This is a genomic window from Arthrobacter sp. NyZ413, assembly GCF_049390645.1.
Taxonomy (GTDB): domain Bacteria; phylum Actinomycetota; class Actinomycetes; order Actinomycetales; family Micrococcaceae; genus Arthrobacter.
The window spans coordinates 1,537,700-1,555,160 of the sequence record NZ_CP155434.1 but is presented as its reverse complement, the minus strand read 5'-3'; the positions used below and the strand labels follow the sequence as shown (position 1 = coordinate 1,555,160).

At 65.4% G+C, this 17,461-nt stretch carries 17 protein-coding genes; 2 read left to right on the top strand and 15 right to left on the bottom strand.

Features of this window, described 5'->3' with window-relative positions; genetic code table 11:
• Positions 1 to 40: 40 nt before the first annotated feature.
• The 13 genes from ABCW42_RS07315 to ABCW42_RS07255 form a co-directional block, all read right to left on the bottom strand.
• A complete protein-coding gene (locus tag ABCW42_RS07315; protein ID WP_423184219.1) occupies positions 41 to 2,884 on the bottom strand; it encodes a DNA translocase FtsK in 2,844 nt (947 codons plus the stop codon).
• A 176-nt stretch (positions 2,885 to 3,060) separates the two neighbouring features.
• Entirely contained in the window at positions 3,061 to 4,752 is a 1,692-nt protein-coding gene (locus ABCW42_RS07310; protein WP_423184218.1) for a ribonuclease J, read from the bottom strand.
• A gap of 29 nt (positions 4,753 to 4,781) precedes the next feature.
• Positions 4,782 to 5,693, bottom strand: coding sequence for a 4-hydroxy-tetrahydrodipicolinate synthase (dapA, locus tag ABCW42_RS07305; RefSeq protein WP_423184217.1), 912 nt, complete (start codon positions 5,691 to 5,693; stop codon positions 4,782 to 4,784).
• Positions 5,694 to 5,779: 86 nt separating this feature from the next.
• A complete protein-coding gene (locus tag ABCW42_RS07300) occupies positions 5,780 to 6,157 on the bottom strand; it encodes a hypothetical protein (protein ID WP_423184216.1) in 378 nt (125 codons plus the stop codon).
• Between the two features lie 56 nt (positions 6,158 to 6,213).
• The gene (locus tag ABCW42_RS07295) at positions 6,214 to 6,702 is read right to left on the bottom strand and encodes a hypothetical protein (RefSeq protein ID WP_423184215.1); all 489 of its coding nucleotides are present in this window, start codon (positions 6,700 to 6,702) and stop codon (positions 6,214 to 6,216) included.
• 4 nt (positions 6,703 to 6,706) lie between these two features.
• A complete protein-coding gene (dapB, locus tag ABCW42_RS07290) occupies positions 6,707 to 7,465 on the bottom strand; it encodes a 4-hydroxy-tetrahydrodipicolinate reductase (RefSeq protein WP_423184214.1) in 759 nt (252 codons plus the stop codon).
• 60 nt (positions 7,466 to 7,525) lie between these two features.
• Positions 7,526 to 7,981: a molybdenum cofactor biosynthesis protein MoaE gene (locus tag ABCW42_RS07285; protein WP_423184213.1), complete on the bottom strand. Its 456-nt coding sequence runs from the start codon at positions 7,979 to 7,981 to the stop codon at positions 7,526 to 7,528.
• Positions 7,971 to 8,471 (bottom strand): MogA/MoaB family molybdenum cofactor biosynthesis protein, encoded by a 501-nt coding sequence (locus ABCW42_RS07280; RefSeq protein WP_423184212.1) that lies wholly within the window; start codon positions 8,469 to 8,471, stop codon positions 7,971 to 7,973. The genes ABCW42_RS07285 and ABCW42_RS07280 overlap by 11 nt, the downstream gene beginning before the upstream one ends.
• Complete coding sequence (gene moaC / locus ABCW42_RS07275; protein ID WP_423184211.1) at positions 8,468 to 9,082, bottom strand: cyclic pyranopterin monophosphate synthase MoaC; 615 nt, start codon at positions 9,080 to 9,082, stop codon at positions 8,468 to 8,470. Before moaC ends, ABCW42_RS07280 begins: the two co-directional genes overlap by 4 nt.
• Positions 9,070 to 10,290 (bottom strand): gephyrin-like molybdotransferase Glp, encoded by a 1,221-nt coding sequence (gene glp / locus ABCW42_RS07270; protein ID WP_423184210.1) that lies wholly within the window; start codon positions 10,288 to 10,290, stop codon positions 9,070 to 9,072. The genes moaC and glp overlap by 13 nt, the downstream gene beginning before the upstream one ends.
• A 45-nt stretch (positions 10,291 to 10,335) precedes the next feature.
• The gene (locus tag ABCW42_RS07265) at positions 10,336 to 11,895 is read right to left on the bottom strand and encodes a molybdopterin-dependent oxidoreductase (protein WP_423184209.1); all 1,560 of its coding nucleotides are present in this window, start codon (positions 11,893 to 11,895) and stop codon (positions 10,336 to 10,338) included.
• Positions 11,892 to 13,148, bottom strand: a complete 1,257-nt coding sequence (locus ABCW42_RS07260; RefSeq protein ID WP_423184208.1) for a sensor histidine kinase — start codon at positions 13,146 to 13,148, stop codon at positions 11,892 to 11,894. Before ABCW42_RS07260 ends, ABCW42_RS07265 begins: the two co-directional genes overlap by 4 nt.
• The gene (locus ABCW42_RS07255; RefSeq protein ID WP_423184831.1) at positions 13,135 to 13,893 is read right to left on the bottom strand and encodes a response regulator transcription factor; all 759 of its coding nucleotides are present in this window, start codon (positions 13,891 to 13,893) and stop codon (positions 13,135 to 13,137) included. The genes ABCW42_RS07260 and ABCW42_RS07255 overlap by 14 nt, the downstream gene beginning before the upstream one ends.
• 163 nt (positions 13,894 to 14,056) lie before the next feature.
• On the opposite strand from ABCW42_RS07255, the gene moaA reads away from it, so the two are divergent.
• Together moaA and ABCW42_RS07245 are read left to right on the top strand one after the other, a co-directional pair.
• The gene (moaA, locus tag ABCW42_RS07250) at positions 14,057 to 15,187 is read left to right on the top strand and encodes a GTP 3',8-cyclase MoaA (protein WP_423184207.1); all 1,131 of its coding nucleotides are present in this window, start codon (positions 14,057 to 14,059) and stop codon (positions 15,185 to 15,187) included.
• Positions 15,188 to 15,192: 5 nt separating this feature from the next.
• Positions 15,193 to 15,459 carry a MoaD/ThiS family protein gene (locus ABCW42_RS07245; protein ID WP_423184206.1) on the top strand — a complete coding sequence of 89 codons (267 nt, stop codon included), beginning with the start codon at positions 15,193 to 15,195 and terminating at the stop codon, positions 15,457 to 15,459.
• Here ABCW42_RS07245 and ABCW42_RS07240 read toward each other — a convergent pair.
• Both ABCW42_RS07240 and ABCW42_RS07235 read right to left on the bottom strand, forming a co-directional pair.
• The gene (locus tag ABCW42_RS07240) at positions 15,456 to 15,917 is read right to left on the bottom strand and encodes a DUF1579 family protein (protein ID WP_423184205.1); all 462 of its coding nucleotides are present in this window, start codon (positions 15,915 to 15,917) and stop codon (positions 15,456 to 15,458) included. The genes ABCW42_RS07245 and ABCW42_RS07240 overlap by 4 nt on opposite strands.
• A 64-nt stretch (positions 15,918 to 15,981) precedes the next feature.
• Positions 15,982 to 17,325 carry a M16 family metallopeptidase gene (locus ABCW42_RS07235; RefSeq protein WP_423184204.1) on the bottom strand — a complete coding sequence of 448 codons (1,344 nt, stop codon included), beginning with the start codon at positions 17,323 to 17,325 and terminating at the stop codon, positions 15,982 to 15,984.
• Positions 17,326 to 17,461: the final 136 nt, after the last annotated feature.

Sequence of the window (17,461 nt, the reverse complement as noted above, 5' to 3'; positions counted from 1 at the left end):
CACCGGTATTGTTGGCCTCGGATGTAGTCACCCCTCTAGGCTACCGTCCGGTCAACGACCAAGCGTCTTCGCCGCCTTCGTCCCCGTCGTCTGCGCTGTCCGCTCCGTCATAGTACTCAGTGGCCTGCTTGCGGTTCTCGAGGTCGGCCGCCACCAGGTCCTCCGCGTAGCCTCCGACGGCGATATTCGCGTTCGCGTTCTCGCTCAGGGCCGCGGTGTGCGAATCGGGCGCGGCCGGCGCTTCAAGCCCCTTCATGGCCGCGAGGACCGGAGCGAGATCGTCCGGTTTGACCAGGACATCGCGGGCTTTGGATCCTTCCGAGGGTCCCACGACGCCGCGGGATTCAAGGAGGTCCATGAGCCTGCCTGCCTTTGCGAAGCCGACCCGCAGCTTGCGCTGCAGCATCGATGTGGAACCGAACTGGGTGGTAACCACGAGTTCGGTCGCTTGCAGCAAGACCTCGAGGTCGTCTCCGATGTCGTCGTCGATCTGCTTCTTGGGCGCTTCTGCCGCTACGTCCTCGCGGTACACGGCCTTGAGCTGGCCCTTGACGTGCTCCACGACGCGGTGGATTTCGGATTCCGAAACCCAGGCGCCCTGCACGCGCATGGCCTTCGACGCGCCCATGGGCAGGAACAGTGCATCACCTTGGCCGATGAGTTTTTCGGCGCCCGGCTGGTCGAGCACAACGCGGGAATCGGTGACCGAAGACGTGGCAAAGGCCATACGGGACGGCACGTTCGCCTTGATCAAGCCGGTGACGACGTCGACTGACGGCCGCTGCGTGGCGAGCACGAGGTGGATACCAGCCGCTCGGGCGAGCTGTGTGATGCGGACAATCGAGTCTTCGACGTCCCTCGGCGCGACCATCATGAGGTCTGCGAGTTCGTCGACAATCACCAGCAAGTACGGGTAGGGCTTGATAACGCGCTTCGAGTCGGGCGGCGGCACGACCTTGCCCGCACGGACGGCCTTGTTGAAGTCGTCGATGTGCTTGTACCCGTAGTTTGCGAGGTCGTCGTACCGGGCATCCATCTCGCGGACCACCCATTGGAGTGCCTCGGCAGCCTTCTTGGGGTTGGTGATGATGGGCGTGATCAGGTGCGGAACGCCCTCGTACGCCGTCAATTCCACGCGCTTGGGGTCGACCATCACCATGCGGACCTCGTCCGGGGTGGCACGCATGAGGATTGAGGTGATCATGGAGTTCACGAACGATGACTTACCGGCACCGGTGGCACCGGCAACAAGCATGTGAGGCATCTTGGCCAGGTTTGCCACGACGAATCCGCCTTCGACGTCCTTGCCGACGCCCATCACCATGGGGTGGTCCGTCCGCCGTGCGTTCTGGCTGCGCAGCACGTCGCCGAGGGATACTGTTTCGCGGTCCGTGTTCGGGATCTCGATACCGATCGCGGACTTTCCGGGGATAGGGCTGAGGATGCGGACATCGCTCGACGCCACGGCGTAGGAAATGTTCTTCGACAGGGCTGTGACGCGCTCCACTTTCGTGCCGGGCGCAAGCTCGATTTCGTAGCGGGTCACGGTGGGACCCCGGCTGAATCCGGTGACCGTGGCGTCGACATTGAACTGCTGCAAGGTGTCGGTCAGGGCGGCGACGACGGCGTCATTCGCTTCCGTCCGTTCCTTCGGCACCGAGCCGGGAGTCAGGTTGTCCGAGGACGGCAAGGTGTAGGTGACATCGCCCGCCAGCGAAAGTTGCTCGGTGCGCTGCGGGATAGGCGTGGGTGGCGGCTGCGGACTGACCGGCGCCGAAGGTACCGTAACGGGCGCGGTAGGGGCCGCGGCACCCACCACCGGGATCGCTTCGGTCGCATCGCCCGCAGGAGCCTTCCCAAGCCCCTGCGCAGCCTTGATCTTCTCGACGGCGATCTCGGCCTGCGTCGGGCGGCGAACGCCCGGCGGCACCGACGGTGCGGCCTTTCCGGGAGCGGCGTCGTCGTCGACAATTGCGTGCTCGAATGCTTCGTCGCCGACGTAGCCCTCAAGCCCGGTGCCGTCGTCGTCCTTGCCGAAGAGCCGCTTGCGGCGCTTCTTCTTCGGCGCATCCACGGCGTCGTTCTCGTAGAGGTAGCTGCGGTCGTGGGAATCGCCGGACTTCCCCTCGGCGTCCATGAGGTCAACGCCCATGAGGTGCTCGTACGCTTCGCGGATGCGGCGCGGAATGGCGCCGAACGGCGTCGCGGTCACGATCAGGACGGAAACAAACGCCAAGGCGCCGTAGACGATCACGGGAACCACAGGGTGGATGGCGGCAAGGGGCGATGCGGCAAGGAAGCCGACCATTCCACCCGCACGGCGGAGGCCATCGAATCCATCGGCCACCGTCGGTTGGCCGCCAAAGATGTGGGCCAGCCCTGTCCCGGCGACCGCCATGACCAGAAAACCGATACCGACGCGGTTATTGCCCCGGACATCCCACGGCTGCCGGAACAGACGGAACGCGCACACGAAAAGCATGAACGGCAAAAGCAGGGATATCCAGCCGAAGGTTCCGTTCAGGATGCTGTAGACGATATCCGGGAACCAGCCTTTGAATCCCCACCACGCAAACGTCGCGATGAAAACCCCGAGCGCGAGGTTGAAGAGTGCTGCGCCGTCCCGGCGGTCGGCGGGGTCGAGGTCGCTGACGTCGTGGCCGATCCGCCGGACTCCCGCACCAACCACGTGGCCGATCCCCTGCCACACGCCGGCAAGGGCCCGGAGGGCCCAGGGTTGTTGGGGTTCGACGGCGGCGGCTTGCTTGCCGCGGGCCGTAGTAGTGCCGCTCCTGCCGGACTTCGCCGGAGTGCGACTCCCGCTTGAACCGCCGGATTTGCTGTTGGAGCTGCCTCTAGGCGCGGAGGAAGTACGAGTCGCCATATTTGCCACGCTACCCCAGAACGGCTTGCATGCCGCGGATTTGAGGGGCGCCGGCAGCCATGTTGCCGTGCCCGCGTGCTTGGCTCACCGTCCGCCAAAGCCCGGATGCGGCAACGGCTGGACCATCTCTTTCGAGTCGGTCCAGCCGTTGCCGGGTTGCCCTGCGCCTGGCCGGGCTACGCTTCCAGGACCAGCGGGATGATCATCGGACGCCGGCGGAGCTTGCGGTTGACCCACGTGCCGATGACTCGCCGCACCACTTGCTGGAGCTGGTGGTTGGTGTGGTCCGAGTGGTGCAGGACGGCGTCTTCCAAGGCGGCGTTGATCTTGGGAATGATCTCGTCGAACACGGAGTCGTCCTCGGCAACGCCGCGGGCGTGGATCTCCGGACCGGAGACGATCTTGCCGGTGGTGCGGTTGATCACGGTGATGACCGAAATGAAGCCTTCGTCACCGAGGATCCTGCGATCCTTGAGGTCGGCGTCGGTGATTTCGCCCACGCTGGAGCCATCCACATAGACGAAGCCCACTTCCACTTGCCCCACGACGTTGGCCTTGTGGTCCCGGACGTCGATGACCGTGCCGTTATCGCTGAGGATGACGCGCTCCGCCGGGACGCCGGAGTCCTCCGCCAGCTTGCCGTTCGCAATGAGGTGCCTGGTTTCGCCGTGGACGGGCATCGCGTTCAAAGGCTTGAGGATGTTGTAGCAGTACAAGAGCTCACCGGCAGCCGCGTGTCCGGACACATGGACCTTGGCGTTGCCCTTGTGGACGACGTCGGCCCCCAGCTTGAGCAGCCCGTTGATGATCCGGTAGACGGCGTTTTCGTTGCCCGGGATAAGGCTCGAGGCCAGGATCACGGTATCGCCCTTGCCCACGACAACCCTGTGGTCGCCGTTGGCCATGCGGGACAGCGCGGCCATGGGCTCGCCCTGGGATCCGGTGGACATCAGGACCACGCGATGGTCAGGGAGGTCGTCGATGTTCTTGAGGTCCACGATGATTCCGGGCGGAACATCGAGGTAGCCAAGCTTCGCCGCGATCGCCATGTTGCGGACCATCGAGCGCCCCACGAAGGCGACGTTCCGGCCGTGCTTGGCTGCGGCGTCGAGGACCTGCTGGACGCGGTGCACGTGCGAAGAAAAGGAAGCAACGATGATGCGCTTCTTGGCCTGGCCGAAAAGCCGGTCCAAGGTGGGGCCGATTTCCTTTTCCGCAGTAGTGAAGCCGGGGACGTCCGCGTTGGTGGAATCGGCCATGAACAAGTCCACGCCCTCTTCGCCCAGCCGGGCGAAATGGCGGAGGTCCGTGATGCGACCATCCAGCGGCAACTGGTCCATCTTGAAGTCGCCCGTGTGCAGCACGTTGCCGCCTGCGGTCCGGATGAAGACAGCCAAGGCGTCCGGAATGGAGTGGTTGACGGCGACGAATTCGCATTCGAACGGGCCGAACTGCTCCACTTGGCCTTCGGTCACGGAGAGCGTGTACGGCTTGATGCGGTGTTCCTGGAGCTTGGCTTCGACGAGCGCAAGCGTCAATTGCGAACCCACCAAGGGCAAGTCCGGACGAAGGCGAAGCAGGTACGGGACAGCTCCGATATGGTCTTCGTGTCCGTGCGTCAGGACAATGGCGACGACGTCGTCCAGCCTGTCTTCGATGTAGGAGAAATCGGGCAGGATCAGGTCGACGCCCGGCTGGGTCTCTTCAGGGAAGAGCACGCCGCAGTCGACAACCAGGAGCTTGCCGTTGATTTCGAAAACAGCCATGTTTCGGCCGATTTCCCCCAGCCCGCCAAGGGGCACAATCCGGAGCGTTCCCTGCGGAAGTTTGGGCGGGGTGGCAAGTCCGGGAAGGGCGGTTTGGGTCATTATGCAGCTACTTTCCGGCGGAATTTCGTCTAGACAGTGAAGTCCATTCCGGCTTCCGCCAAGTCCTCGCGGATGATTGCGATCTCGGCGGCGTCCGGCTCCACGAGGGGCAAGCGGACTACCGAGTTCGGCAGGACTCCCTGCCATTTAAGAATTTGCTTCGCCGCAACGGCGCCTTGGACCCGGGTCATGGTTGCGCGGACCACGGGTTCCAGGTCGAAGTTGATCTTGCGGGCAGTACCGAGGTCATTGGCGTTGACGGCGTCGACGAGCTCGCGGAACTGGCGGGTGGCAACGTGAGTGGTGACGCCGATGAGGCCGACGGCTCCCAGCGCCATCCACTGAAGGGTCAGGCCGTCGTCGCCCGAGTAGAAGAGGAGGTCCGTTTCCCGCATGACCTGCGTGGCGGCGGCGAAATCGGCCTTGGCGTCCTTGACAGCGACGATATTCGGGTGGGCCGCCAAGCTGATCATGGTCTCGGGAGCGATCTGGATGGAGGAACGCCCGGGGATGTCGTAAAGCATGACGGGGAGGTCCGTGGCGGACGCAATGGTCTCGAAGTGGGCCCGGACGCCGGCCTGGCTCGGCTTGTTGTAGTAAGGCGTGACGATGAGAAGGCCGTCGACCCCGAGCTTCGCGGCTTCCTGGGACAAGTGCACCGAGTGCGCGGTGTCATTGGTGCCGGTACCGGCGATGATCGCGCAACGGTCCCCGACGGCGTCCTTGACCGCGCGGAACATTCCGAGGTTCTCGGCATCTGTGAGGGTGGAGGTCTCACCCGTGGTTCCTGTGACCACCAGGCCATCGCAGCCATCGTCAACGAGCTTCACGGCGAGCTCCGCGGCCTGCTTGTAGTCGACTTCGCCGTCCTTGGTGAACGGGGTGACCATGGCGGTCAGAAGGGTACCGAGGGCAGGGACGTTCGCGCGAGAGTCAGACATATGCAAAACGTTACCCTGTCAGCTGAGGGTTAGGAGAATAGGACCTCCGTGATTGTCGTCAAATTGATGGAAGTGAGAGCAAAGACTCAGGCCATCCGCTCCGGCGAGCAATACAACGCGACCGCCGCTTCGCGGAGCCGGTCAGCCCATGCCCCCAAACGCTGCGCGGCCCGGACGTAGTCGAACAGCTCGCCCGGCGTCAGCGACTCGAGATCCACCTCGGCGAGCCGCCGGGCCAGCTCAGCGCCTGCCGGTTGCTCGCCCAGGACCAAACCTTCCTTCCGCCATTGCACATCTTCCGGAGGCTCCCCCGCCACGAGTTGCCGGAAGAGAAAGTCCACGACACCCGGACTCATGGCCTTCATGGGTCCGTCCATCATGGATCCGTCCATCATGGGTCCGTCCAACATGGATCCGGCCAAGGCCCGCGGAGATGCATTCGGCCGCTTCGAAGGTTCGTTCATGCAGTCATGGTATTCGAACATATATTCGAATACAAGGCAGATGCGTCAGGGCCCTGCTATTCCCCCGCGGCGGTGGGCTGCGCACGGAACAACCGGACGGCGTCGCGCATTGACTCCCGAGCCCGCTTGCGGTCGCCCGCCGCGTCATAAGCGCAACTCAGCCGGAACCATGAGCGCCAATCCTCAGGCGCGGCTTCGGCTTCCACGCGGTACTTTTCGAACTCCGCGTCCGCGGCTGCGCGGACGATCCTGCCGCCCGGCGTCCGCGGGAGGTTGTCAACTGGAAGGCCGCCCTCGGCTTCGAGCACCTTGGCCATCTTTTCCGTGCGAGCGCCGAACAAGAGCTCGCGGATCAAGGCCCACGCGCCAATGATCGGGAGCACCAGGTAGCCGGCACCTATCCCCTTCGCCACGAGGCTCGGATCGCTCAGCAACAGGATGGAACGTTGGAAAGTCACCACCAAATAGAGGAGCAGCAACAAGGTGACCGCGCCAACCCAGATCTTGGTGCGGTTTTCCTTGAAGGCGTTCCATAGCGAAGCCATGCGGTTACAGCCCCAGGTCCAGGTAGCCGTCCAGGCCGACCGTGAGGCCGGGGTGGGACGCGACCTTCCGGAGCCCAAGCAGCACGCCCGGCATGAACGACGCCCGGTCGAAGGAATCGTGCCGGATGGTGAGCTGCTCACCCGGTCCGCCAAGGAGGACTTCCTGGTGGGCCACAAGGCCGCGCAACCGCACGCTGTGGACGCGGACACCGTCCACGTCGCATCCGCGTGCGCCTTCAAGCTCGGTGTCCGTGGCGTCGGGGCTTGCCGGCACTCCGGCCTCTGCGCGGGCGGCCGCAATGAGCTGGGCAGTCCGAACAGCCGTGCCCGAAGGCGCGTCCACCTTGTTCGGATGGTGGAGTTCGACGATCTCGACCGACTCGAAATACTTGGACGCCGTGGCCGCGAAGGCCGACGCAAGCACGGATCCAAGGGCGAAGTTCGGGGCAATGAGGACACCCGCGGCAGGGTTGGCCGCCAGCAACTCACGCAAGGCCTCGAGCCGTTCGGAATCCCATCCCGTGGTGCCGACAACCGCGTGCATGCCGTTCTCGACGGCGAAACGGACGTTCGCTTCCGTGCTGTCCGGCACGGTCAGGTCCACAACATACTTGGCACCGGCGTCGAGGAGGGCCTGGAGGGAGTCTCCGCGTCCGAGGGCGGCGACAAGCTTCATGTCAGCGGCCGCATCTACCGCCTTGACGGCTTCGATACCCATGCGCCCGTGGGCGCCCAGCACGGCAACAGCGAGTTGTTCGGTCATGCCTATAACCCTACCGTTGACGCAGGGATGGCTCGGAACGGTGCCGCTGCCCGGCCTCGGCTACTCGCCCGCGCCGACCCACTCCACTGTGCCGTCGCTGAAGAATTGCTCCTTCCAGATGGGCACCTGCGCTTTGATCCGGTCCACGAGCTCGGAGCACACCGCGAACGCCTGCCCGCGATGCGCGGCCGACACGGCGCAAACGAGAGCGGGATCGCCGATCTCCAGCATGCCCACCCGATGGGCCGCCCAGATGCGGACCGGTTGGGCCGCTTCGCCGGCGTGCTCGGCGACGAGTTGCGCCACGACGTCGGACATCACCTGGTGTGCCGTGGGATGGGCGCTGTAGCTCAGACGGTCAACCGGCTTGCCGCCGTCGTGGTTGCGGACGACGCCGCTGAAGCTCACCACCGCACCCGCGGTGTCCGACTCGACGGCCGCGATTGCTTGATCCACCGAAATCGGCTCGGCGCTCAGGACGGCCCTGACAACTTCGAAGTCTGTTTCAATGGTCATGATTTCCCTCCAACTGATCGCAAAGGTGGCCGATGACGGGGTCCAGGACGGCAAGGCCGTCCATGACGCCCTTGGGCGATCCCGGCAGGTTCACGATGAACGTCTTGCCAGCCGTACCGGCATGTCCGCGGCTCAGCATCGCCATGGGGGTCTTGGCGGCCCCGGCTCGGCGGATGCCTTCCATAAGGCCCGGAATTTCACGGTCGAGGAGCGGCAGCGTGACTTCCGGGGTGAGGTCGTCGGGGCTCAGTCCCGTGCCGCCGCTCGTAATCACGACGGCGGGTTCCTGGGTCAGGAGGGCGCGGATCGCCGCACCGACGGGCTCGCCATCGGGGACCACCATCACCGGGAACGTCTCGTAGCCGTGTTCGACCAGCCAATCCATGATCACCGGACCGGTTTTGTCCTCGTAGATTCCTGCCGCAGCCCGGTTGGAAGCGATCACGACGCCGGCCTTCCGCGGACCGCGGGCGGGCTCGCAGCCGCTCATGCCTTGGCTCCTTCGCCGGGAGTCCCGCCGTCGAGGTGCGTTCCGGAGTCGCGGTGCGTCCCGCCGTCGAGGGCATCCGCGCCGAGTGCCCAATCACCGCTCTTGCCGCCGCTCTTGGCCAGCACCTGGATCCCGCTGATGACGGCGTGCTTGTCAACGGCCTTGATCATGTCGTACACGCTGAGGGCCGCTACGGACGCGGCAGTCAGCGCTTCCATTTCCACGCCGGTGACGCCCCTGGTCTTGACCGACGCGAGCACGCCCACCGAATCCACGCCGAGTTCGAAGTCCACTGTGACCTTGGAAATCGGCAACGGATGGCACAGCGGGATGAGTTCCGGAGTTTTCTTGGCGGCCATGATTCCGGCGACACGCGCGACGGCTAGTGCATCGCCTTTCGGGAGCTCACCGGCTCCAAGAAGCGCGAGTACCTCGGCAGTGCTGTGGACGGTGGCAGTTGCGGTGGCCTCGCGTGTGGTCACGACCTTGGCGGAGACGTCCACCATCTGGGCTGTTCCATCGTGGCGCAAATGCGTCAGGGCACCGGGTCCGTCCTGGCGCGCCTGCGCCGTGGCGCCGGCGGGGTCTGGAGTGTTGTTCACAACATCCATACTTCCACCTCCGCCCCGGCCTCGAGTTCCGTGACGTCCTCGGGGACCTGGACCAGTGCATTCGAGTTGGCGAGCGCGTGGATGAGGTGGGATCCGGGTCCACCCTCCAAACGGACCGTGCCGTCAGGGAGCAGGGTGCCGCGGCGGACTTGGTGCTTTCCGGAGGGCGAGGTCAAGCGCTCCGTGAGGAGGGCCCTTAAGGCAATTCGCGCGGAGGGGCTGCCGAGCACGGCAGTGAGCGCGGGACGAAGGAACATTTCGAACGATACGAGACAACTCACAGGGTTGCCCGGAAACCCCAGGAAAGGCACGCCGTCGAAGGTGCCGATTCCTTGCGGGCCGCCAGGTTGCATGGCTACCGAAACGAACTCGACCGGCTGGTTGTCCATTGCCTGCCGGACCACTTCGTAGGCACCCTTGCTGACACCGCCGGTACTGACAACCAGATCGACTTCCCCCGTGTGGCTCCGCAGCAGGTCGAGGAGCGCGGAAGGGTCGTCGCCGCTCACGCCTGTCCGGGTGACATGGAGCCCGGCCTGTGCCATGGCCGCTTCAAGCAATGTTCCATTGGAGTCGTAGATCTTGCCCGGGGGCAGGGCAGAGCCGGGCTCCACGACTTCGTCCCCGGTGGGAACCAGGAGGACCCGCAGTGGCGTTCGGACCTCGACGGAGCCCAGGCCAAGGGCGGCGAGCAAGCCCAATTGTCCCGGCCCCAAAGTGGTTCCGGAACGAAGGGCAACGGTCCCGGCGGAGATGTCGCTGCCGGCATCCCGGACGAAGGTTCCGGGCCGCACGGAAGGAAGCCGGACGGTGGTTTCAGTTCCGGGCAACGGAAAGACACCCGGCACCGCTTGTTCAATCGGTACGACGGCGTCAGCTCCCTCGGGCATCATCGCGCCGGTCATGATCGGGGCAGCAGAGCCCGGCAGCAGCTTCGCTGGGGCGGCACCTGCCGGGACCGGATCCACGACAGTGAGCTCCGCGCCGTCGTCGTTCTCCGAATTAGGCGCGAGGTCCGCGGCGCGCACTGCGAAACCGTCCATCTGGGAGTTGGCGAACGGCGGCAGGCTGAGCGGCGCGAGGACGTCGACGGCGAGTACCCGGCCGAGGGCGGCCATCAGCGGCACCACTTCGGTGCTACGAGGGCCGCCAAGGCCGGACAGCAGTTCCTGCACGGCTTCGCGGTGGGCTGCGACAGATCTGGCCACGGTTTTCCTTCCGGATGATTTCGCTCAGACCTTCACAGCCTAGTGTCAGTTGGCGGTGACGTGGATGGTATGGAGCCCTGTCGCGCCGTCGGGAGCCGGGGCAGCACGGGCTTCGGTTTGGGCCGTACCGGTCGAGTCGGTCGCACGGACCTGGACTTCGTGCCTTCCGGCGGTCAATTCGAGGCCCGCTTGCCACTGGTACCAGGTGTCCGTGGAGATGCCGGGGGCCAGGGTCGCCTGATGCCAGGCTCCGCCGTCGACGCGGACTTCCACCTTGGACACGCCACGGTGTTGGGCCCAAGCCACCCCGCCGAACTGGACCGTGCCGGACTTGACCGAGCCGCCGTCACGGGGCACGTCGATGCGGGACTCGGTCTTGATGGGTCCGTGGTCGCTCCACCCGCGGGGAACCCAATAGCCTTCGTCGTCGGCGAACCGGGTGACTTTCAATTCCGTCAACCACTTTGTAGCCGAAACGTAGCCGTACAGGCCGGGGACAATCATCCGGACAGGGAAGCCGTGCTCCACGGGCAAGGGCTCGCCGTTCATACCGACCGCCAGGATCGCGTCCCGGTTGTCCGTGAGGGCTTCGAGGGGCGTCCCGGCGGTCCAGCCGTCGGCGCTGCGGGAAAGCACCATGTCCGCTCCGGCCTTCGGGCCCGCCATCGCCAGGAGTTCGCGGACGGGCCAGCCGAGCCAGAGGGCATTGCCGATCAAGTCGCCACCAACTTCGTTGGACACGCATGCAATGGTGACGTAACGGGCGATCATGGGTTTGGCCAGAAGGGTTGCGAAGTCCATTTGGACCTCGCGTTCCACCATGCCGGTCACCTTGAGGGTCCAATCCTGCGGGTTCACGGCCGGCGGAATCAATGCCGTGTCGATGCGGTAGAAATCGGCGTTCGGCGTCACGAGCGGCTCGAGGCCATCCAAGGTGAGGCCTGCGCCCTTGGGAATCTGCTCCGCCGGCGCAGCCGGAGCCGGCAAAGTAACTGCCCGGCGGAAATCGGATGCCACGGTTCCGGCTGTCCGCACGATCGCCGTCACGGTACCGGCTACCACCGCCGCGATCGCGGTTCCCGCGAGCATCTGAACGAAGCTTCGGCGGGCCAGGGACATGCCGGCTGAGTCCGGGCCCGGCCGCCAGGTTTCGAGGCGCTGGATCAGCAGCCTAAGGAACAGCATTGCCACAATCGTTGCCGCAATCGGCGCAATGGCCGCAGCTGGTGCTGCCTGCGCTCTGGTCAGGACCGCGGCCAGTCCGGCGGCTCCGGCGAGGACGGCGAGCGCCAGGCCCGCTCCGTTGCGGCGGAACTCCAGGATCCCAGCGATCGCGGCGAGGACCACGGTCACGGCTGCGATGGTGCTGATCAGGAACATCTTGTCCCCCGTGCCAAAAAGGCTGACGGCAAGGTCTTTGGCCCAACCCGGGACCGCGTCGATCACCACGCCGCCCAAGGCGGTCACCGGTGAGACGGACGGGCTGAGGAAGCCGGCAAGCAGTTCTCCCGCAGCCACCCCGAGGCCGATGGCAACCACGCCGCACACGGCGGCCCAGCGGAGCGCCGTTCCGGTACGTGCCTTCTTCGAAATGGTCCTGCTCATGTCGTGCCTGCCTGTTCAGTGGAAATAGTCGCCAATGGGACTGCCGGGGCTCCTGAGGCTTCGGAGGGTGGCGTTTCCCGCGCGTCCGAAGGAAGCCGGAGCGAGAAGCGGCAGCCCTCGCCGGTGTTTTCAACGGTGACTGCGCCGCCGTGAGCTTTCACGATCCCGGCCACCATGCTGAGTCCGACTCCCGAGCCGCTATATCGGGTTCCGTTGCCGTGAAGCAGGGCGTGCGTGCCGCGGGAACGGTCCTTTTGCCAGCCGGTTTCGAATACATGGGCGAGGTCGTCGTCGTCGATCCCGCCGCAAGTGTCCACGACGTCGACGACGGCGGCATCCCCGTCGCGTCCGACGCCCACCCTGACCGCACCACCGGGCCGGCTGTAGAGGATTGCGTTGAGGAGAACATTGCGGATCGCCCTGCCCACGCTGGGGCCGTCGGCGACGGCCATGCACTCGCGGTCGCCACCGCCGTCGAGCCGGATGCCGCGCTGCGCGGCAAGCGGGGCAAGATCGGCGATCGCGTCGCTCACGAGGTCGTAGACATCCAGCGCCTCGGCGCTCAGCCGGAGCGTGCCCGCCTGGATCTTGGACAGTTCCAGGAGGTCGTTGACCATTGCGGCCATTTGCTCCGTCTGGCCGATGATCTTCCGGTAATACGCGCCCACATCGGATGCCATGCCGTCCTCGAGGGCCTCGGCCATGGCCCGCATGCTCGCCAAGGGGGTCCGGAGGTCGTGCGAAATCCACGAGACCAGCTCGCGTCGCGCGGCTTCGACGGCGGCCTCCCGCCTGCGGGACTCCTCCAGTTTCCGGCCGCTCGCCTCGAGCTCGTTGGCGAGCTGGGCGAGCTCGGAATTCATCGCGGGCCCATGGCGTCGGGCCGGTGACAACGGCGAGGCTGAGCCGTCAAGCGTTTCGCCGCTGCCAAGGCGCCGCGCCGCGGCAACCAAGCGGATGGCGTTCCGCGACACGCCGGCACCCAGCACCGCGGCGATGCCAAGAGCCACCACCGAGGCCGCTCCAAGGATGTACCACATGACTTCGAGGTCGCCGGCGGAAATGAACATGGCGTTGAAAGCGCTGACCATCCCCGCGACGAGGACACCGACCGTGGCCACTACAACAAGGCAAATCTGGACCAGGATCGAGGCTCCGCGAAGGAGCCGGAGCAAGGCAAGCGTCAAAGCCCCGATGAGGACGGCCCAGAGCACCATCCACGCGAGGACCGTCAACATTTCAGGTGACCGCATGTTCACCTTCTTCGGAAGTGGGCCAGGCGCCCGGGAGCACCGCATCAAAGCGGTACCCGACTCCCCATACTGTCTTCAGGAGGACCGGAGTGGCCGGGTTGACCTCGATCTTTTCCCGCAAGCGCCGGACATGCACCGTGACCGTGGACAAGTCTCCGAAGTCCCAACCCCATACCGCTTTGATGAGGTCTTCGCGGCTGAAGACCTGGTTTGGCCGCCGGAGCAGGAAGGCGAGCAAGTCGAATTCACGTGCGGTCAGTGCCAGTGGCTTACCGTCCCTCAGCACTGTCCGCGATGCCGGATCCAACGCGAAACCGGCAATTTCGACCGGCGGTTCCGGCGCGAACTCCGGTATGCTGCGCCGCAACACCGATTTCACGCGCAGGACAAGTTCCCGGGGTGAGAAGGGTTTGGTGACGTAGTCGTCCGCACCGGTTTCCAAGCCAAGGATGCGATCGTCTTCCGTGCCGAGGGCCGTAACCATGATGATCGGCACGTCCATGGTGAGCCGCAACCTGCGGCACACCTCAACGCCGTCGAGCCCGGGCAGCATCCTGTCCAGGATGACGAGGTCGGGCTTCCGCGTGGCCGCCACACTCAGGGCCGTGAAACCGTCTCCCGCGATATCCACCTGGAACCCCGCCGTGGCCAAGTAGTCCCTGACCACGCCGGCAATCGTCTGTTCGTCTTCGACCAGGAGGATGCGGCGGTTGCCGGGATCGGCAGCGTGCGGGACGGGCTGCATGTTCACACCTTCAGCATAGGTTCGGGAAGGCCCGGTGGAGCCCGATCCGATACCGGCCTGACCAACCGTACGCATTCCGTAAGAACTTACGCAGCCCTATTGCGACGAGCGCCCTCCAGTGGGCGATATCACTCTTGGCGGCTCCCTGCCTTAGCCTAGAAATATGAGTGTTCAGCTAGGCATGCCGTCGCCCGCCCCGGGTGCCGGGACGGGGAGCGGGCTATCCGTGCCCCCGCGACGCCCCGCAGGAACTCCCCGAGGCCTCTTCGACCGCTACGGGCGCCGTGCCACCGACATGCGTTTGTCCCTGACAGACAAGTGCAATCTCCGGTGCACGTACTGCATGCCCGCCGAAGGCCTCGAATGGCTGTCCAAGGAGGCCGTCATGAGCGCCGCCGAAATCACGCGCATCGTGCGGATCGGCGTGGACCACCTCGGCGTCCGCGAACTGCGCCTCACGGGGGGCGAGCCGCTGGTCCGCGCAGACCTCGTAGGCATCGTCTCCGCCCTTCGCGAGGCCCACCCGGACCTGCCGATCTCCATGACCACGAATGGCGTGGGACTCGACAAGAAGGCCGTGGCCCTCAAAGAGGCCGGCCTTACCCGCATCAACGTCTCCCTCGATTCCCTCCACGAAGAAACGTTCACGAAACTGACCCGGCGACCCTTCCTGGACAAAGTGCTGGCCGGAATCGACGCCGCCTGGGCCGCCGGACTGGGTCCCGTAAAAATCAACGCCGTCCTCATGCGTGGAATCAACGACGCCGAATCCCCGGATCTGCTCGCCTGGGCTGTGGAACGCGGCTATGAACTCCGCTTCATCGAGCAGATGCCGCTCGACGCGGACCACGGCTGGACGCGGCGGAACATGATCACGGCAGCTGAAATCCGCGGGCTCCTGTCCCGCGATTTCGTCCTGAGCCCGGACCCCCGGGAGCGGGACGGTGCACCTGCCGAACGTTTCGAAGTACGACGCCGGGACGCCGCCAGCGCCGAAGCCACCGGCCCCGTGGTGGGCACAGTGGGCATCATTGCCTCGGTCACCGAACCCTTTTGCGCCGACTGCCGGCGCACGAGGATCACGGCGGAAGGCAAGATCATGAGTTGCTTGTTCTCGCGTGAAGAGTTCGACCTCCTCGGCTTGCTCCGGGAAGGCGCGGACGACGAGGAGCTCGCCCGGCGTTGGCAGGATGCCATGTGGATCAAACCGAAGGCCCACGGCATGGACCACACCGGCCTCGGCGCACCCGATTTCGTGCAGCCGGACCGCAGCATGAGCGCAATCGGAGGCTAGGGGTTTTGCTGGTACGTTACTTCGCCGCGGCACGCGCCGCGGCGGGAGTCGAAGAGGAACACTACGGCCTTCCGGAAGGAAGCACCCTGGACGCGCTGATCGAGGCGATGCTCGCCGTCGAACGCGCCGAACCTCCGGCCGGGACACCGCCCTTGGCGCGGATCATCTCCCGGAGCAGTTTCCTGCGGAACGAGGTGGCGGTCCGCGACAGGCTTGCCGCCCTCGGTGCCGAGGACGTCGTCGACGTCTTGCCGCCGTTCGCAGGCGGTTAGACCCGCCTGCATACCGACACCATGAACGGACTGAAGGTCGGTGCATCGCCTAGCCGGAGTTCCGCGACGTGCGTCAGGACACCCCCTTCAACCTTGAACGTGTGCCGGGCAGTGCCGCGCGGACTGCGCCGCTCCAGCCTCAGGCTGCCGTCGTGCCATTGTCCACGGGCCGGGGCCTCCGGCGGGCGGCCCATGCTGTCCACGTAGTACCACAGGGTGTCTCCGTGGTCCGGGTCAACCGTGAATACGCCATGGCCCTCGAAGTGCGTTCCGTCCGGTTCGGTGTGCCGGTAGCTCTGGACGAGCGCGTATCCTCCGGCGGCCCGGGAAAAGGTCACTTCGGCGTCGGCCGTCCGGGCGGGTCCCCACGGCGAAGCAGCCAACTCGGTACTCCCCCGCCAATGGCCGAGGAAAGCCTCCAACGCAACGCTTGCATGACTCCTCGATGGCTCATTCATGCTGCCTCCCGCGATGCACGACGTTGGATACGTCACCATCATGTTCCTGGGACAAAGCCGGTGGCTATAGGCCGAAGGTTTCGGTTTCGTCGAAGGGCCCGACGACGGTCACGGTGCGCGGAGCCGAGGCCAGGACGCGGGCGAGGTCCTGAACCTGTTCGGCCGTCACGGACTTGATCCGTTCCAAGGTTTCATCGATGTCCTGGAACTCGCCGGAAACGAGCTCGGCACGGCCAAGGCGGGACATGCGCGATCCGGTGTCTTCAAGCGCAAGCACAATTCCACCGCAAAGCTGGCCAACGGCCTTGCGGAGTTCCTCGGCGGTAATCCCGTCGGCAGCAAGCTTGTCCAGTTCGGCGCCGAGGAGTTCCAGGACCTGGGTGACCTTCGACGGCGTGCATCCTGCGTACATGCCGAAGTAGCCGGCGTCCGCGTAGGCGGATGCGAAGGAGTAGGTGGAGTAGACAAGGCCGCGCTTCTCGCGGATCTCCTGGAAGAGCCTGGATGACATGCCACCGCCAAGAACGGCATTGAGGACGCTCATCACGAAGCGGCGCTCGTCGGTAGCAACGATCGACGGGCAGCCCATGATGATGTTCGCTTGCTCAACCGGACGCTTGACGACGTGCAAACCCGCGGTGCCCGTGATCGTGGCCCGGGCCGTCGAGCGGCGCTCCACGGGCGCGGCGCCCTCTTTCAGTTCCCACCCGGCCGTCCGCAAGGCGGCGAGCACGAGGCGGCAAACGACGTCGTGATCCAATCCGCCGGCCGCGGTGATGACGATCTCCTCAGGCCGGTAGTACCGCCGGTAATGCTCCCAGACGGAATCGCGCGAGACGGCTTTGATGGCGGCCGGAGTGCCGCCGATCGGGCGGCCAAGCGGATGCACGCCAAGCACCGCGGCAACGAACTTCTCATGGGCGACGTCGGTGGGGTCGTCGCTGTCCATCGCGATTTCCTCAAGGATGACGTCTCGTTCCTGCTCGAGTTCAGCAGGTTCAAGCACGGCGCCGGTGATCATGTCCGCGATGACGTCGATGGCCATGGGCAGGTCGGAGTCGAGCACCCGCGCAAAGTAGCATGTGCTTTCCTTGGCCGTGGCGGCGTTTGATTCGCCGCCGACCTCGTCGAACGCGGAGGCGATCTCCAGCGCGGTCCGCCGCTTGGTGCCCTTGAACAGCAGGTGCTCGAGGAAGTGGGTGGAGCCGTGCTGGCCCTCCGCTTCATCCCGCGATCCGACGCCCACCCAGAAGCCGATGGTTGCCGATCGTTGCCCTGGCATGGCCTCGGTGAGCACGCGGACGCCGCCTGGCAGCACTGAACGTCGGACAACGGAGCCGCCTTCGGCGCCATGGATCAGTTCGCCTCCTGGCACGGTCTGCGCAAGAGGGAGGGGTACGACAGTCATTAAGGCCTTTCAGCATTGCAGGAAAGCACGGTTGCCAAATCTGGGTGCAATCGTACCAGCGGGTTTGGCCCGGGTTCGTTGTTAAACCCGGAGGGACCGGTGGACATGTCCACCGGTCCCTCCGCGGTCTGTGCCG

Bases quoted from the DNA above. Each gene is read 5' to 3' on its own strand.
- ABCW42_RS07285 (WP_423184213.1), bottom strand. From the start codon at position 7,981: ATGACCATTGAAACAGACTTCGAAGTTGTCAGGGCCGTCCTGAGCGCC.
- ABCW42_RS07315 (WP_423184219.1), bottom strand. From the start codon at position 2,884: ATGGCGACTCGTACTTCCTCCGCGCCTAGAGGCAGCTCCAACAGCAAA.
- dapA (WP_423184217.1), bottom strand. From the start codon at position 5,693: ATGTCTGACTCTCGCGCGAACGTCCCTGCCCTCGGTACCCTTCTGACC.
- ABCW42_RS07310 (WP_423184218.1), bottom strand. From the start codon at position 4,752: ATGACCCAAACCGCCCTTCCCGGACTTGCCACCCCGCCCAAACTTCCG.
- ABCW42_RS07295 (WP_423184215.1), bottom strand. From the start codon at position 6,702: ATGGCTTCGCTATGGAACGCCTTCAAGGAAAACCGCACCAAGATCTGG.
- ABCW42_RS07280 (WP_423184212.1), bottom strand. From the start codon at position 8,471: ATGAGCGGCTGCGAGCCCGCCCGCGGTCCGCGGAAGGCCGGCGTCGTG.
- ABCW42_RS07265 (WP_423184209.1), bottom strand. From the start codon at position 11,895: ATGAGCAGGACCATTTCGAAGAAGGCACGTACCGGAACGGCGCTCCGC.
- dapB (WP_423184214.1), bottom strand. From the start codon at position 7,465: ATGACCGAACAACTCGCTGTTGCCGTGCTGGGCGCCCACGGGCGCATG.
- moaC (WP_423184211.1), bottom strand. From the start codon at position 9,082: ATGGATGTTGTGAACAACACTCCAGACCCCGCCGGCGCCACGGCGCAG.
- ABCW42_RS07300 (WP_423184216.1), bottom strand. From the start codon at position 6,157: ATGAACGAACCTTCGAAGCGGCCGAATGCATCTCCGCGGGCCTTGGCC.
- ABCW42_RS07255 (WP_423184831.1), bottom strand. From the start codon at position 13,893: ATGCAGCCCGTCCCGCACGCTGCCGATCCCGGCAACCGCCGCATCCTC.
- ABCW42_RS07260 (WP_423184208.1), bottom strand. From the start codon at position 13,148: ATGCGGTCACCTGAAATGTTGACGGTCCTCGCGTGGATGGTGCTCTGG.
- moaA (WP_423184207.1), top strand. From the start codon at position 14,057: ATGAGTGTTCAGCTAGGCATGCCGTCGCCCGCCCCGGGTGCCGGGACG.
- ABCW42_RS07235 (WP_423184204.1), bottom strand. From the start codon at position 17,325: ATGACTGTCGTACCCCTCCCTCTTGCGCAGACCGTGCCAGGAGGCGAA.
- ABCW42_RS07240 (WP_423184205.1), bottom strand. From the start codon at position 15,917: ATGAATGAGCCATCGAGGAGTCATGCAAGCGTTGCGTTGGAGGCTTTC.